This window comes from Streptococcus sp. Marseille-Q7156, from assembly GCF_965119495.1.
On the sequence record NZ_CBCPLU010000001.1, the window covers coordinates 914,726 to 931,791 of the forward strand.

Below are 17,066 nucleotides of genomic sequence, written 5' to 3' on the forward strand. Positions count from 1 at the left end.
AGTTACACGCTTTGGGAGTGAGGGCGGAGCCATCATGGTGGTCTGTCCCAGACTCTGCACTAACTAAATTAACTGTTTTCTCCGTCGATTAAAGCAACTTATTCCAGTAATTTCTCACAGGTGAATACTTGATAGATTTTGTAAAAATGCCATTGAAATTTAATGGCTTATTCAGCTTTCGGTAGCAGTAAGACTAAAAGAGATCGGTTTGAAACTTTGGATAACTTAATGGTGCAACAATGTTTTAAGTGGTATGAACAATGATTACTATAAAACAGCGACCAAATTTCTGATAATTGACGCTTATTTCATTGTAAATAATGAAATTTAGCGATATTTTTTGAGGACTATCTCCTTATGGTTTAGGCACTTGCAATATGGCTTTTTTGTATCATTTGAAATGAGCTAGCACCACGAGGGATTGAATATCTTTTTAAAGAGTACTCTAAGTCTGATGGACATTTTGACACAGTTAATCATCGGTTCAAAATAATCTTCTAGACCTTGAGAACATATCGTAAACCTATCGAAGTTACTATGAAACTAACTAGCCGAACCATCAGAGGTAACTAATGAACTTATCAAAGATATCAAGCAAAAAGACTCTTGTTTTAGTAAGATGAAAACTCGAAGAAATACAGTAACCGCCCAATAACAAGGTATATTGGAAAAACGTTCCAAAGTTGATTTGACTCTGGAACATTTTCTATTTGCACTTTTCCTGAATAGTTTCAGCCCATGGTAAATAAGCCTCTACAACCTCCCTTTTTGCGAGTCTCTCCTCGTTAGGTAGATTGTCTAGAAGATAAGTCATGTATTTCTCTGAATCAAGTCCATGTAGCTTGTCCATTTCCAAAAGGCTCAAAATAATAGCTGTCGACTTGGAGCCTTCAAAGCTCTGAGAAAAAAGCCAATTTTTTCTGCCTATGACAAAGGTCTTTATCGCCCTCTCAGCTTGATTGTTGGAAAGGACTAAGTTACCGTCCGAGAGAACTGTTCGGAAGGTGCTTTCGTATTTGAGGCTATACTCCAAAGCTGTACCTAGTTTTGACCCTGGCAAAACAGCCTGCTTACAACACCAATCAAAAAACTCGTCCATCAAGGAAGACAACTCTGTCTGGCGTTTATGTAGCCGTTCCTCAGTAGACAAGTCCGCCCAGTCCCTCTCCAAGGCAAATAGGCGCTCGCAATAGGCTAATCCCTTAAGCTCCTAAAGAAGTCTTGTCTGGCTTCTTAGGAGTCGCTTCAAAAAACTTCCTCCTGACATGAGCCCAACAACCAACTAGTTGAGCCTTGTTTAACTGCCGATAGGCACCCCACATGTCACAATGTACATAACCCGCATAATCCCCAAGAAAGTCCTCCACAACTAAGCCACTCCGTCGTTTGTCATGATGATAGAGGGTTATTCCCTTTTTCTCATGCTTTCCAGACAAGAAAGGCCAGTAGTAGGTCAATTGACTATCGCTTTCTAAGACCTTGTAGGAGGTTTCATCCGCATGGAGAATTGGCTGCTCCAACAATTTCTCGTGCAACAGATTACAAATCGGTTCGAAATAATACTGGCTGGATTTGATATGCCAGTTGGCTATTTCCTTCCGACTGATAGGCAGGCCAAGCTTGTTCCAGTCTTCTTCCTGACGGTAATTGGGCACCTTGAGGTTGAACTTCTGATGAATCGTATGAGCGATAATAGAGGCTGAGCCCAAGCTGTGTGGCAAAGGCGCCTTAGGAACAGGGGCCTTGATTATCTTATCACTGGGATTCTTCTGACTACAGGCCTGACACTTGTAAGCATGTTGGATATGGTCAACTCGCTTTAATTGCGCAGGAATAAAGATCAATTCTTGTCGTTGAACAGTCGAGCCAATATCCTTCAACTGATCATGACAGTCTGGACAAATACAGTCTTCGACCTGCAATTCGTGATGCACTATCTCTGGAGTAAAGTGATTAAAAATAGCCTGACGAACTCCCTTGGCTTTCTTGCGCTTATAAGTGATGACCTCTGTTTCAACTGGGTAAGTCGTCGTCGTCTTCAGGAAGGCATTCCTCACCAAACAAACTCAGCTGTCCAGGCTGGGAGATCATCTTTTCTGATGATTTTCCGTAGAGTTTCTGAGTCAGATAAGCCACCTGTTCACGAAGGAGTGTTAGCTCATTAAACATTATTTCAATAGTTTTTGTGAGATTTTCAATCACTTTATCTTGTGAATCCATGAATTCCCTCCTTCTTTTATCTTATTATACCGAAAGAAAAGCCATGATTTCAATAGAAATCACGACTTTTTGAAACATTTATTTTTGGAGTGATAGAAAATCCTTTCATGAGCCAGTCTACTTGTTCAGAAGTAAGAGCCTTAACCTCTTCTTCATTGCTTGGCCAGGTCAATTTCCCATTTTCAAAGCGTTTGTAAAGCAAGCAAAATCCTTGTCCGTCCCAGTAAAGAGCTTTGAATCGGTCTTTTCTACCCCCGCAGAAGAGATAGACCTGACCTGAAAAGGGATCCAGATTGAATTGACTTTTGACAAGATAGGCTAGAGAGTCAATCCCTTGACGCATATCCGTCTTCCCGCAGACCAAGTAGACTTTACCTAAATCACTGAGTCGGATGGTCATGAATCAACACCTCGTCTAAGATTATTTGAAGCATATCGTGGTTAAGAGACTCAAACACACTGACTTCCACTTTTCTGAGACGAATTTTCATCAGAATATCGTTTCTGCTTTTCTTTTCAAAGCGGCGAGATTGGGGAACAATCAATGGGACGATAGGTTGTGACATAATAAATCCTCCAGTTATGTTTTTTATAACAGTATACTGGAGGAGGGAGGGGATGGATAGATACCTTGTTATTCGGCGGTTACTTTTGTTACCTACTCAGTTGACAAAGAGTCTAAAAAACGAGGAACTCTCCTAAAATTGGAGTTGATTCCTCGTTTTTTGGCTTTTTGAGATTGTTAGAAGCACGACTGGTAAGAACAAAAGACTTGACTGTGTAGAAATATTTAAAAACATAAATGGTAAATAATATTGTATTAACAATATTAAATATCAAGAATTTAAAATACAGCTCTTAAGACTATTACAATTTTGCTAACTTAATTGTAAAGCAATAATAAAAGTTAGCAAAAAATTATTTATCTACCGAGAAATAGAAATTCCTTATTTCTTTTTCGCTTATCTTAGTGCAACGAACTTCTTCCTTTACTGCGGAACAACATGCAAACTGATAACCATCTATTGACCATGTTGAAAATAAATCATTGCTTATATCAAAAATACTTTTGAATTCCATCCCCTCAATAAGCCCACAACCGATTTGCTTTAAATAGGCTTCCTTACAAGTCCACATTTTATAAAAGCGTTCATTAAGCTCATCTGTTTTACCACACAATATATTCTCGATCTCATTCTGACTAAAGCAAGTATTCATAATATCCAACGGTGCTTCATTTATTTTTTCTACATCAATTCCAACCTCCCCCAATTCAGACACACAGACAACAGCGCACATTCTTGTGTGAGATAAACTAACATGAAAGCCGTCCTTTCCTATAACAATTGGTTTCCCATATTCCATAACTTCAAATACAAAATCATTATAATTTTTAGACGAAAGACTACTTAATAACAATCTACATAAAAGTTCTACATACAAAGAAAGCTTCCTATCTTGCATAAAACGATACGAAAAAACTTTCTTTCTTCTGTTGTTAGATACATATTGTAATAACAATTCATCGAAGCAATCCCATTCATCATTTAAAATCGTATAATATACTTCCATTATTCTATATTTTCACTTACTTGTTCAAACAAGTTTTCAGATTCTATTAATTTTTTACAAAATAGCTTAGGATACGTAAATAGAAAAAAATGATCACCAGGCATTGAATGAATAACACAGTTCTTGTTTGTTTTATTCACCCACTCTCTCATATTTATTCTATCACAATAACTATCATCTTCACCATAATATATACTTAGAGGTATATTAATTATATTATCCTCTTTTTCTAGATGAAAAGTATTTAAAATCTTTATATCATGATAAATTATATCGGAAAAAATATTGTACAGCTCTGGGTCATCCCTTACTTCAGAAGGAATTCCCCCTAGCATAAAAAGCTTGTTAAATACTTCGTCTTTATTATTTAAATTATAATTATATTTCTCAAAATTTGGAGGCAGACTCCCACAAAGTATCAACTTATCTATCTTAATTGTATTTTCAATTATCTTTGCTGTCTCATAAGCAACAAGTGCTCCCATACTATGACCTAAAAATATACAGGCTTCAGAAGAACTTTGATCCATATCAATAAGTACCTGATTTGCTATTTCTTTAGTTAATTCTTCCATGTTATCAGCAAATTTTTCGCCAAATCTTGTACCATGTCCAGGATAATCTAATACAATAACATCTGACAAGTAACTTAAACACTTTGATAAATTACGAAAAGTAAACGAGCTACCACCAGCATAGGGGAAACAATATATCCGCTTTTTTATTTTCATTTTTATATTTACTCCTTCCAATCTCACTAAAGTTATGATGTTGAATAAGAATCGTCTAGTCACTACCTCAGATTTTTATAAATATATTTCGTTCGATAATAATACCCAATTATTACATTTCTGTAGTCAAACCAATCTAAAACATTAATAATCAATTTGTCCCTATAACTCTCATCAAAGCGTAGAAGTCACCTTTCCTTCCCATAAGTTCCTCGTACTCTCCCTCCTCAACTATTTTACCTTCCTTCATAATAAGAATCACATCATACAGTCGTAATATTTCAGCATTGAGTTTATGGGTCACCGATATTCTCATTAAATTAGGTATGCACTTCAGATTCCTTTCAATATTAGATGTTGTTATTTGATCAAGTGCTGAAGTTCCCTCATCCATTATAATTATAGGTGTTTTCCTTATCAGCGACCTTGCTATTGCAATCCTCTGTTTTTCTCCTCCTGAAAGGTTAACTCCATTTTCTCCACACTCAAACTCCGCTGTACGTGTTTTAAATACACTATCAAGTTCTGCACAGTTAACTGCATCATTAAAGTCTTGCTCATTATCTATTCTATATAGATTGATATTATTGCGTATTGTATCATTAAAAATAAACGTATCCTGCTGTACAATACTTAATAAACTATAGAGGCTCTCTTCTTCCACATCTCTAATTTCAATACCATCAAAATATATATTACCCTTGTACGCATTATTGAAACCAGATATCAAATTCAAAAGAGTTGACTTTCCACTTCCACTTGCACCAACAATTGCATAGTTCTTGTTAGCTTCAAATCTATAACTTATGCCATTAAGTATCTTAACCCCATCTGATGTTGAATAACTGAGATTTTTTAATTCTATATAATGAAAATCTTTTTCTTCTATTTTAACTTTCTCCGTTTTCTTCGGTTTATCCAACATTGCCAAATACTGTTCTATAATCGGATCACAGGACTTTCTCTTATTGGCTAACAGTGAAAGATTAGATATTGGAATTGTAAGATTATTGAGTAATTGTACAAAAGCAATAATTGTTCCTACTGTCATGTCTCCTCTTATACTCCAGTATGAACCAATTCCAAAAATAGCAATCACAATCATAAGTGAAACTATAGTTAATAACCCCGTCTGAACCCCAGTATAATTGGCATATTTTCGTTTATATGCTTCTGTGTTCTCAGATATATTATTGATAGACGCTAGCATCTTATTCTCCACATGAAATGCCTTTACTACTGTAAGTCCTGAAAGCATATCTTTGATTGTCGAAGTTAATGATTGATTCATAAATGTTATCTTTTCCTGATTATTTTTCAATAAATTTCCAAACAATAATGATAACAATAATAATAATGAATTTGCTGAGAGTACAACTAATGTCAAGCGCCATTCTAAATAGAACATCGCACATAATGATGAAATAAAAAGGAAGATAAACCTAATTATATCTACTAGACCAATTATATAATCCTGCTCTACCTTTAAAAGATCGTTTGTTAACATGGATATGTATGCACCCTGTGTCTTTTTACCTATCTGATTCATTGGTTTTGTCACAATAGAATCTAAGAGTTCCTTCCTAAGATTAATAACAGCTCGCTTTACGTATGTTGATTTACTCCGTGATCCTAAAAACACTAAAATTAAATAGAATAATGCTCCAATAATAACAGATTCTATTATATTTATCACCTTGCTCATATCTCCTGACTGAGCATAATTTATTAGGTACATAAACGAAAATGCTAAAAGCATCTCAATAATAGCGGAAAGCATTGAGAATATGACAGCTATCACAAAACTAATACGATTATGAGAAAATATAATTTTTTCTACGTTTTTTTTATTTGTCATTTTACATTATTTCCTCTGCACTCAACAATTTCTTCACTATCTATCACGCCATCTTTCATATTCACAATTCGATGTCCATACAGCGCTGATTCACGTGAGTGTGTAACCTGAAATATTGTAATTTCTTCCTCCTTACAAATTGAACGGAACAATTCCATTACTGCATTGCCTGTAACACTATCCAAATTACCAATCGGTTCATCTGCAAAAATAATTTTAGGTTTATTAATTATAGACCTTGCAATCGCTACTCTCTGCTGCTGTCCTCCAGACAACTGTGTTGAATAGAAATCTTGTTTATCCGTAAGTCCAACTATCTCAAGTGTTTCTTGTAATCTTTTCTCATAATCTTTCGTACTTTTTCCATCCATTATAAGAGGAAGGAGGATATTTTCTTTCACCGTCAAATTCTGAACTAAATTGTAAAATTGGAATACAAATCCTATGGATTTTCTTCTAAAATCACTGATTTTTCTGTTATTTAACATAAAAATATCCTGTCCCAAAATTTTTACCTCACCCTCAGTAGGTGTAAGTAGACCACTTAGTATATAAAGAAGTGTACTCTTTCCACTTCCACTCGGTCCCATAATAGATACAAACTCCCCTTTATGAATCTTAAGATTAACACCTTTTAACACAGGAGTTTGTATTTCCCCATTATTAAATGTATGTACAATTTTATTTGCTGATAAGACAATCTCTCTATTATCTTTTTTCATGATTCAGTTTCCTTCCTATTTTTAGATTGTTTTTCAGACATTATTCTTTTTTAATTTCTTCAATTATATCAAGTTTACTAAGACTCTTGATTGGAAGAACTGCTGTTAGCAGAATCAATAAAACAACTACTCCGAACAACACAATCACTTTTTTCGGGTCAACTATTATAGGGACTGCTATTCCTATTGCATACATTATTTGTTCGAGGAACAAACATAATAACAATCCACCAATAGTACCTAATATAGCACCTGTGAGTGCATTAAAGAGTATCTCACTTACCATTACTCTTCTCATCTGTTTAATAGACAAAGCAATAGACATCAGCACTGCATACTCTTTTTTTCTCTGAATAAACCCAACTAGCTGATTACAAATAATTCCTATAAAAACAAGGAACAGGGTAAGCCCAATCAAAACATTTAAAAGGTTTAACACCTGATTAACTGATTCTTCCTGCGACTTAATATAATCCTCGGTTAAGGTCAAAAAAAGATTTTCATCATTAAATAGTTTTTCAATCTTCTCATTACTTTCAGCAGAATCTTCTTTGACTGCAATATAGGCATTATTAGGAATCTCTGTAATATTTTTTAAAAAATCATCCATAGAGAAAATAATCGTATTTCTATTCGTATTAAATACTCCTGTCTCAACCTCACCCACAATTTTCATATTGACAATTCTAGAATCCTTGAATAGTTCTGAGGATAAATTCAATTGATCTCCTACTTTATATCCAAACTTCTTCAAAAATAGAGAGTCAACAACTACCTCTCCAGATTTTAACCCTTTGATTACATCAGACTTATCTTCAACTCCTAAGATTGGACTATCCATACCAGCAATCGTTACTCCTGAATATGATTCTTTATTTACCTTTACCGTTCCAGAAACTACATATGACACAATTGTATCTGTTACAAGTTCATCATTAAATACTTCATACTCATCAAAAGCTTTACTAAAACCTGACACAACATAGTCGTTTCCAACTTGTGAAATTGTAGCTCTTTCAAAGTATGTTCCCAAGGAATAGGACGCAATATATATTACATAGACTATTGAAAGTGACATAGTTATCAACTTTACATTTGAAATTGAAGATTTATTCTTGCTAATATTTCTAATTCCCATATACATATACCTTTGTCTAAATATATTGGAAAATATATAAATTAGAAAATCAGACATTTTCTCGATAACAAGCGTTACTCCTATCAAGCCCAAAACAAGCTCAATTCCAGCTATGAAAAAATTATATGTTCCATTCAAATAATATAATATAAGTGCAACAACTAGAAACGCTACTCCGACTATAAAATTAGACATCTTTGATTCCACAGTCGTCGATACTTTATTAAAAACATTTTCCATTACGTCACGACGACTTGTTTCTATAATTGTCTTTAATACAAATATCAATTGCAGTACAATGGCAAATACCACCGAACCTACGAGGTACACTATATTAACTTTAAACTGAAAATCTTTCATGCCCGTGAATGCTTGGATTATCGGTCTATATAATATCTGTGCAACTAGTACACCGAGAGTACCTCCTAATACACCGTAAAAAGAATTCTCAAGAAACATAACCTTTCTAATCCATTTATTATTTGCTCCTATACACTGAAATGTTCCAATTACAGTTACACGTTCTGCCATCATTAGCTTCATAAGGGATGAAATAACAAAAAAATTAGCTGCAATAATTGCTACAAGGATTACGAATAATAAATTACTTGTATTATTGATTATTGAATTGACATTATCTTCATTATACAATTGAACAACCTTTGTATGTTCGTTATTATTCTCAATAATTTTCGATACATCAGCTAATTTTTCTTTTTCTCCTAATTTAATATATATCTGGTTGTAGCCTGTCTCTTCATCTGTAATAGAATATGTTGGTGAAAAGCTCAGCATATTGGATGTCGTTTCATTTTTGAACAGCCCTTTGTCAGCCGCTAAAGCTGCTATTATGAATTCTTTTTCCCCATTAGGAAATCTAACCTTTATTGTATCTCCTAGAGTAACCCCATTTTTCTTCACAGCATCTTCTGAAAGAATAGCACTATTCTTATCAGACTTATCCCAATTAGCTAATTTATCAGTTATTGTAATTAACTTATCAGCAATAAGTTTTTCTATATCTGCCTGGTATGAAATATAAGTTATGTTGTTGTCTGAGTATTTCCCAGCAATCATGGTCATTGGAAGCTTATCTAATACAGTTGCATTTCCCAAGGCCAATTCATTTTTCTTAAGTAATTCATTCCCATCTGATGATGCAACAAGATCATAGCCTTTATATACCTCCTGTGACTGTTCGATATAGTATTCTGTAATACTGTCACGAACCATCAGTGTGGAATATAGAACTACCGTTGACAACATCAGTGAAATAATAATAATAATACTTCGTAACTTGCTTTTCATTAGATTTCTAAAGACATAGTGCAATATTATACTCATTTACTTCTTACTCCTTTCCAAATTTTTCTGCTCAAATTCATATCAATAAATTTCTTAAGATATGTATCATCATTATATTTCCATTCGAATCCACATTTCTTTAAGAATTGATTTGTAAAAGAGCTATCTGTATCAAAAAGAACCAGATTTTCTTTAAAGTCATATACATCATTTCTTCTCAAAACTTCGTATATTTTTCTTCGGTTATCATCCCCATGTAAGGCATGATTTAACTTAAATGCCAAAACTATATCTGGAACTTTTTTTATTATTATGCCTTTCTTCTTCAATTCCTCAAAAATCCTTGAAAGCAATACTCTCTTATCATTGTTAAGATGAAAAACACTGAACTTAGAATCATAATGCGAGCAGATTTGAACTAAACCTTCTGCTGTCTCATCTATTGGAGACATCTCGATTGTATCCTCCATAAGCTCGGTAGAAACAACTCCAAGATTAATTACTGCTCCTAGAAGCTCAAGGAAGTAATTAGAATTTGGATTCTTCATTGTCACGCCATCTGTATAACGGTTTGTAAGATTACCTACTCTGACAATAAATGCATCCTCATAATCCTTTCTCGCTTCAAGTACTAACTTTTCGGCCATAAATTTACTTTTTGCATAAGGACTAATAAAAATTTGACCAATATAGAAATCCCTCTCTGTATATTTCTGCTTTTCAGAATTAAATCTCATAAGTCCCTGAACACTTGTTGTAGATACATAGCAGAACATTGCATGAACTTCTTTTGCATAGGACAACATCTTCTCAGTAAACCCCACGTTAGATACTAAGAATTTTTCCCGATTTCCATAATGATTAGTACTTGCAGCAACATGTATTACAGTGTCAACATCTGTTGGAAGATTTTCTTTATCTTCTTCAACATTCGGATCATACTTAATCGTTCTTATTCCCGGAAGGTCTATAAGTTTTTCTTCTGGAAAATAAAATGACAAAATCTCTCCAAGCCTTTTACGACAGTTTGCCGTGGTACTTCCTCTCACCGCACAATACACCACTTTTTCCGGATCTTTGAGCAATTCTCGTACTACATGACTTCCTAGGAATCCAGTCGCACCTGTTACCAATACACTCTTCATCTTTCGCTCTTTTACATGATAATCAGCAGTAATATGATTATCCTTAACAATTACATTACAATTTCTGTATTCTTCCGATTCATCGACCTCATAATCCTCTTCATTCTTTTGTTGCACTCTGCTGACCATTTCTCTTACCGTAGGATAATCAAAGAGCGTCTGTACGTTCAGCTTTATATTCTGGGCAGAAGCTTTTGAGACAATTTTCAATGCATCTATACTGTTAATACCATATTCCATTATGTCATCATCAATTCCTAGATTTGGTATACCAGCAATCGTAGTAATAATCTTTACAAGCTTTTTTTCTAGCTTACTGGTTGGTGCCACATAAGCAGTTTGGGTTATAAACTTAATGTCAGGAAGTTTTGATCTGTCCAACTTTCCGCTGTTATTCATAGGAATAGCATCTATCTGCATGATGTACGGTGGAATCATATAAAGCGGTATCTTTTTCTTTAAAAATGACCTTACATCCGATAGGTTCACCTTCTCGGAAGAAACAACATATGCAAATAAATCATTATTGCCATTTAAATCCTCTTTTACGATTACTACCGCATTGGTTATTCCCGGAACATAGAAAAGAGCTTTCTCAATTTCACCAAGTTCAATTCTGTTACCACGAATCTTGATCTGCGTATCATTGCGACCTATGTACATCAGACTTCCATCTCTTCTCCAATAGGCAATATCGCCTGTTCTATACTGTATTTCGTCATCCTTTTGCACAAATGCTGCCATTGTTTTTTCTAGAAGATTATGATACCCCTTTGCAAGTCCCAGTCCTCCTATACAAAGTTCTCCCGGTTCCCCAATTCCACACCTTCTACCGTGTTTCATTATCTGTACCACCGTATTATTAATCGGTGTGCCTATGGATATCTCTTCTTCACTAGAATTTTTATCAATCAGACCACTTGTGGACCATACTGTAGTCTCTGTTGGTCCATATACGTTATAAATGTTACCTCCCACATAATCTCCAATCAAAGAAATAAGACCAGATGTAACCTTTTCTCCTCCAAGCATCAGACACTTTATCTGTGAAAATTTCTCCATAAGTTTCTTCTCTGATATCCAAAGCTTAATTCTTGACGGTGTAGTCTGTATGTAATCGATTTGTTTTTCTTCCATGAGCTTCAAAAATGCCAACGGATTCTTTTGCTCTGTTTCATCCGCCACAACGATTGTCTTTCCGTTCAGAAGGGTTGCTATTGCCTCGGTGGTAAAGATATCAAACGTATTATTGGTAACACAGGCAAAGCGTTCACATCCGCACACATCTATAGCATCCCTCATGATACTATACTCTGTATTCCAACAGTAATTCACAACGGAGCGGTTCATAATCTCAACGCCCTTCGGAACTCCTGTCGAACCTGACGTATAAAGTATATATAATAAATCATCCTTTGTATTGTTTCTCTTTACCTTTTCAAGTCTCTCAAGATCAATATTCTCTCCAGTTATCGTTTCTACCGCTATATTCTCCAGTCCATCCTCTTTTGTTGTATTCCAAATAACTACTGCCTTCGAATTGCTGTCCTGTCTAATTTGTTCTATCCTTATCTTCGGATAATCCGGAGCAACCGGCACATATGCCGCTCCAGAAAGAATGATTCCGTATAGCCCCACAATCATTTCTATGCCGCGTTTTGCTTTTAACATTACCATATCACCGGCTCCTACACCAAGCTTATTTAGTCGGAGCGCAACACTCATAGCTGATGCATATAGCTCTCTGTATGTAAGCTCTCCTGTCAAAGTAGTTACAGCCAGCTTATCCGGGTTTTCGTAAACCATTCGCTCAAACAAATCCGCAACCGTTTTTGTATTCGGAACATCTGCCTTAGTCTCATTGAATCTAGCTATATTAACAAACAGATCTTGTTCCGATGCCATCTCAATCAGCTCTGTATTTATGTCAGGCTGCCCCATCATCCGTCCAAGAAAGGTATCAAATACCTCTGCTATGATATTCACATCTTCATCGGCATAAATATCCGTAGAATACTCAAAGTCAACTTCAAAAGTATCTGCCACCGGTCTTATTGACAAAACCAAGTCATACTTGCTGATTTTTCTGTCATCCATTTCAACCTTTCGCATCGGCATATTCCCGAATGCAAGCTGTTCACTTTCGTTATTCTGCAATATGAACAGAATGTCAAACGGTGAACTGCCCGTCTGATAATCCATTCCCAAAGTTTCCGCTATATCATTTAAAGGATACTCCTGATGATCATAAACTTTCAGAACATAATCGCGTACCCCTGCAAGGTACTCACGGAAGGTCTTGTTTCCTTCTGCCCTGAGCTTTATCGGAAGCGTATTTAACGTCATTCCTATCATATTCTCCAGTTCAGGCCTCGTTCTACATGCAATTGGTGTTCCGATAACTATATCTTCCTGATTTGAAAGCCGACTTATTACAAGGGAAAACACCGCCAAAAGAATCATGTATTCTGTTGCGTTGGTTCTATCCGCAAACTCTATTACATCTTTTCTCGCACCTGTATACAGTCTTCTTGTACAACTATCTCCCTTATAACTTCTTCTACTCTTCATCTTTTTTCCTATGAAAAGCTCTGTTTTCGGAACTCCATTCGCAAACCTTTCCTTCCAGAAACGTTTATCTTGATCAAAATCACGATTTCTCATCCACTCCGTGTAGTCACAATACTGTATCATAGGCTCCGGGAGTTCTTCCCCGTTATAGAGGGCATTGAATTCCTTAACCAACAGATTCATCGTATAGCCATCCGCAATAATGTGGTGCACATCTATCATTAGGACTGTAGACAGTTTACACTTTACTACCCTTACTCTCATAAGTGGCGGCTTATCCAAATCAAATGGTCTTACAAATCCCTCCATGGTATGCGCATATCTTTCTTCATCAGACTCTATATCCATATCTGAAATATCCATTATTTCAACATCCGGCATTGCTTCTTCATGAACTATTTGATATGCATTATCTCCTTCAACCTCAAACCCAGTTCTGAGAATCTCATTTCTCTGAAGCATGTTTTCTAGAGCCCTTTGAAGCTTATTCATATCAATCTCTCCAAATATTTCAAAGGCCATTGGAAGATTGTAGGAAAGTCCTTCTTCATCGAACTGGTCTACAATAAATATTCTCTTCTGTGCATCACTCTGAAGATATTTTCCCGTCCTGTTTATGATCTTTCTGATAGGATCCAATGTAACCTCGGAAGCTCCCTCGAGGAAAGTCGCAAGCACTCTTGGTGTGGAATATGTCATAAGATCTCTTACTGTCATATTCTTTCCAAGATTCTTTTTTACTGTATTTACCATGCTCATAGCCTTAAGAGACTGTCCTCCGAGATCAAAAAAATTCTCATCAAGTCCCACGTTGGTTAAACCAAGAACCTCTTTATAAATCTCTCGGAGCTGTTCCTCAAGTTTTGTTCCTTTTTTTGTGTCACCTGCTTCCATTTTCTGCACAAAACTGATATCCGGCAACTGTCTCATATCCACTTTACCACTTTTGTTTGTCGGAAAAGCTTCCATTCTTATACATACAGACGGTATCATATATGACGGAAGCTTCGTTCTTAGTCCTGTACGAATCGCCTGACTTGTTATTTCTCCGTCAGATATGAAAAATGCACAAAGGATGTCTTCATTTTCCTTCTTCTTTGCTGTTACGATTACATCCTCTATTCCGTTAATCGAACGAATTGCATGCTCTACCTGTCCCGTATCTATTCTGAAGCCTCTTACCTTAACTTGCTTATCCTTTCTTCCCAGATAGAAAATCTCACCATTTGCAAGCCATCTTCCAAGATCACCGGTTCGATACCAACGCTTCCCATTAATATGGATAAATGCCTTTTTATTTTCCTCCGGTCTGTTAAGATACCCCTCTGCAAGTGCCTCTCCTCCAACAAGAATTTCACCTACTACATTTCTTCCACAAAATCTTTCACCGTCTGCAATTACTATCTGTAGATTATCCAGCGGTTTTCCGATACTGAGCAGGTCTGTTCCATTGTTCTTTTCATATTCTTTATATGAGGCACAAATGGTTGTCTCTGTAGGACCATATGCATTTATATATCTTCCCCATTTGAGACCTTTCTCTATCACCTCTTTGTTCGTTGATGAGCCAGCAGTTATCACCAACCTAAGCGTGATATCCGGTAGCATAAGGAAGTAAGCCGGTGGAAGTGTAACAACACTTACCTGCTGCTCCACAAGATACTCAACAAAACGATTTGGATTTTCAATGGTCTCTTTACTTACCATTACACAGCATGCGCCTGTCATCAAAGCCATGACCAGCTCCCATATGGAAGCATCAAATGTATAGTTTGCAAACTGAAGCATACCATCCGTAGCACTCACCTGGAATCGTTGCGTAAATACACTATAAAGATTAGCAAGTCCTCTGTGAGATACCTTTACCCCCTTCGGTTTTCCTGTGGTGCCTGATGTATAGATAATATATGCCAAATCTGCTGCCATAACTTCGGGGAACTTTACTCCGATAGTGTTTTCGTCCATCTCAGTCATATTGGAAAAAATATCGTCTTTCTCTCCTCCAATTGAAAATACTGCTCCACTATCCTTTATTATGAATTCTTTATAATAATCCGGATAGGTAGGATCAATCGGCAGATATACACATCCTGCTTTCCATATACCAATTAGTGCCGCAGCATAATATACAGTTCTTTCCATTTGAACTGCCACTACATCACCTTTATGTGCACCTCGAAGAATAATTTCCTTTGCCATCCAATCAGAAATACAGTCCAGTTCTTTATAAGTGAGCACCGTACCGTCAAGCGAAACTGCCCGATTATCCGGATACTTTAACACTGCCTCTTTATAATAGGTAAGTGCCGAGCGATTGCTTGCAATTTCCGTAACAACTCCATTAAAGCCTGTTCTTACAAGAGCATCTTCCTTTTCTGTGATCAGATTAATTTCTGCTACAGGCTGACTGTCATCTTCAACCATTTTTTCAAGGCATCTCTTATAATATCCACCTATCAACTCCATATCCTGCTTCACATATAACTTTTTCTGATATATAAAACGAACATTAAAGGATTCTTCATCAGTAATACTTATGGAAAGTGGATAGTTAGTTTCCTCTCTGGAGCTATCCACCTCTATTTTAAGCCCCGTCTCTTCTAGTACCTCATTTCCTGAGCCATAATTTTCATAAACAAATATCGTATCAAACAGATAGGATTTCTGTGTACTGCAACTCTGAATTTTTGCCAGTGTCATATAATCATAATCTGATGAGCTAATTGCCTTTTGCTGTGTTCTGAGAATGCATTCTCTGATGGATTCCTCACCATCAATTTTTATACGTGTAGGAATTGTATTGATAAAAAGTCCGGCCATTGCCGCAATTCCAGGCACCGGTGCATTTCTTCCGGATACTACCTTTCCAAATACTGCATCCTTCCTACCTAACATCTTCGCAATGGTAACTCCCCAAGCAGTTTCTAATACATCACTTACCGTACACGTGAGTCGATCCGAAAACCCTCTTATCTTATCGGAGAGTTCTTTTCCAAGATTTGTATAACTTTCTGCTACTGCCTGACTATAATCCTCCTCTGGATCAGACATGGAGTCAATGTGTATCGGTGCTTCATAATCAGCAAGAAGATTTGTCCAAAAAATTATTCCATCACTTTCCGGCTGACGTGTTACCCAACTGATATAATCCTGGTATTCAGGGTGTTTTTTCTCGTTTGCTATTGCGCTTTTAACATCTTCTACACTTTCTCCTTTCAGTAATCTATTCAGAAACTCTGCCAGTTCCTTTTTTAGTATATTGATGCTCCATCCATCCAATATTATATGATGGAAGGTCCAGATCATTCGCAAATACGATTCTGACTTTCCTTTCAGCTTATCCTGTTCTTCCCAAGTCTTTATTATAGTTACTCTCATGTATGAGTCCCTGGAAAAGTCGAATCCTCTTCTCAAATCCTCATCCACATATCTTTGTAACTCTTTTTTACCAGCGGATGGCTCATATTCGGACAAATCGATAATCTTTTTATCAATTGTCTTGTTTTTCAACACTACCTGTACAGGTTTTTTCTGCCCTTTATAGAATATAACAGTACGAAGGATGTCGTGCTTACAAGCCAGAAGATCAAATGCCTGACTTATCACCTCAGGAGTGATATGTTTGCCTGAAATTTTTAATACATTCTGTATTACATATTGTGTCGAATCTGGAGCATTTTCTTTCAAATAAAGCATGCCTTCCTGAAGAGGTGAGAGCGAATAAATTTTTTCTATATCCTTTTGAACAATATTACTCATTTATATTCCTCCTAATATGATTATCTTCCAGTTCCTTTACTTTTG

The 17,066-nt window shown here is 36.0% G+C and carries 9 protein-coding genes and 1 pseudogene; all 10 read right to left on the bottom strand.

Going from position 1 to position 17,066, the window contains the following annotated elements:
- Window positions 1–706: 706 nt before the first annotated feature.
- The 10 genes and pseudogenes from tnpC to ACWPV5_RS04480 all read right to left on the bottom strand — a co-directional run bounded on the left by tnpC (window position 707) and on the right by ACWPV5_RS04480 (window position 17,021).
- Window positions 707–2,060, bottom strand: a pseudogene (tnpC, locus tag ACWPV5_RS04435) (IS66 family transposase).
- A complete protein-coding gene (locus ACWPV5_RS04440; RefSeq protein ID WP_454382528.1) occupies window positions 2,014–2,220 on the bottom strand; it encodes a transposase domain-containing protein in 207 nt (68 codons plus the stop codon). The pseudogene tnpC and the gene ACWPV5_RS04440 overlap by 47 nt, the downstream one beginning before the upstream one ends.
- A 49-nt stretch (window positions 2,221–2,269) precedes the next feature.
- Window positions 2,270–2,620, bottom strand: a complete 351-nt coding sequence (tnpB, locus tag ACWPV5_RS04445; RefSeq protein ID WP_454382530.1) for an IS66 family insertion sequence element accessory protein TnpB — start codon at window positions 2,618–2,620, stop codon at window positions 2,270–2,272.
- Complete coding sequence (locus ACWPV5_RS04450; RefSeq protein ID WP_454382532.1) at window positions 2,601–2,786, bottom strand: hypothetical protein; 186 nt, start codon at window positions 2,784–2,786, stop codon at window positions 2,601–2,603. Before ACWPV5_RS04450 ends, tnpB begins: the two co-directional genes overlap by 20 nt.
- A gap of 352 nt (window positions 2,787–3,138) precedes the next feature.
- The gene (locus ACWPV5_RS04455; RefSeq protein WP_454382534.1) at window positions 3,139–3,792 is read right to left on the bottom strand and encodes a 4'-phosphopantetheinyl transferase family protein; all 654 of its coding nucleotides are present in this window, start codon (window positions 3,790–3,792) and stop codon (window positions 3,139–3,141) included.
- Window positions 3,792–4,523 carry a thioesterase II family protein gene (locus ACWPV5_RS04460; RefSeq protein ID WP_454382536.1) on the bottom strand — a complete coding sequence of 244 codons (732 nt, stop codon included), beginning with the start codon at window positions 4,521–4,523 and terminating at the stop codon, window positions 3,792–3,794. Before ACWPV5_RS04460 ends, ACWPV5_RS04455 begins: the two co-directional genes overlap by 1 nt.
- Before the next feature lie 151 nt (window positions 4,524–4,674).
- Window positions 4,675–6,381, bottom strand: coding sequence for an ABC transporter ATP-binding protein (locus ACWPV5_RS04465; RefSeq protein WP_454382538.1), 1,707 nt, complete (start codon window positions 6,379–6,381; stop codon window positions 4,675–4,677).
- Window positions 6,378–7,103 carry an ABC transporter ATP-binding protein gene (locus tag ACWPV5_RS04470; protein WP_454382540.1) on the bottom strand — a complete coding sequence of 242 codons (726 nt, stop codon included), beginning with the start codon at window positions 7,101–7,103 and terminating at the stop codon, window positions 6,378–6,380. The genes ACWPV5_RS04465 and ACWPV5_RS04470 overlap by 4 nt, the downstream gene beginning before the upstream one ends.
- A gap of 40 nt (window positions 7,104–7,143) precedes the next feature.
- Complete coding sequence (locus tag ACWPV5_RS04475) at window positions 7,144–9,474, bottom strand: ABC transporter permease (protein WP_454382542.1); 2,331 nt, start codon at window positions 9,472–9,474, stop codon at window positions 7,144–7,146.
- Between the two features lie 107 nt (window positions 9,475–9,581).
- Window positions 9,582–17,021 (bottom strand): amino acid adenylation domain-containing protein, encoded by a 7,440-nt coding sequence (locus tag ACWPV5_RS04480; protein WP_454382544.1) that lies wholly within the window; start codon window positions 17,019–17,021, stop codon window positions 9,582–9,584.
- Between the last annotated feature and the right edge of the window lie 45 nt (window positions 17,022–17,066).

Bases quoted from the DNA above. Each gene is read 5' to 3' on its own strand.
- ACWPV5_RS04475 (WP_454382542.1), bottom strand. From the start codon at position 9,474: ATGGTTCGTGACAGTATTACAGAATACTATATCGAACAGTCACAGGAG.
- ACWPV5_RS04480 (WP_454382544.1), bottom strand. From the start codon at position 17,021: ATGAGTAATATTGTTCAAAAGGATATAGAAAAAATTTATTCGCTCTCA.
- ACWPV5_RS04440 (WP_454382528.1), bottom strand. From the start codon at position 2,220: ATGGATTCACAAGATAAAGTGATTGAAAATCTCACAAAAACTATTGAA.
- ACWPV5_RS04455 (WP_454382534.1), bottom strand. From the start codon at position 3,792: ATGGAAGTATATTATACGATTTTAAATGATGAATGGGATTGCTTCGAT.
- ACWPV5_RS04460 (WP_454382536.1), bottom strand. From the start codon at position 4,523: ATGAAAATAAAAAAGCGGATATATTGTTTCCCCTATGCTGGTGGTAGC.
- ACWPV5_RS04450 (WP_454382532.1), bottom strand. From the start codon at position 2,786: ATGTCACAACCTATCGTCCCATTGATTGTTCCCCAATCTCGCCGCTTT.
- tnpB (WP_454382530.1), bottom strand. From the start codon at position 2,620: ATGACCATCCGACTCAGTGATTTAGGTAAAGTCTACTTGGTCTGCGGG.
- ACWPV5_RS04470 (WP_454382540.1), bottom strand. From the start codon at position 7,103: ATGAAAAAAGATAATAGAGAGATTGTCTTATCAGCAAATAAAATTGTA.
- ACWPV5_RS04465 (WP_454382538.1), bottom strand. From the start codon at position 6,381: ATGACAAATAAAAAAAACGTAGAAAAAATTATATTTTCTCATAATCGT.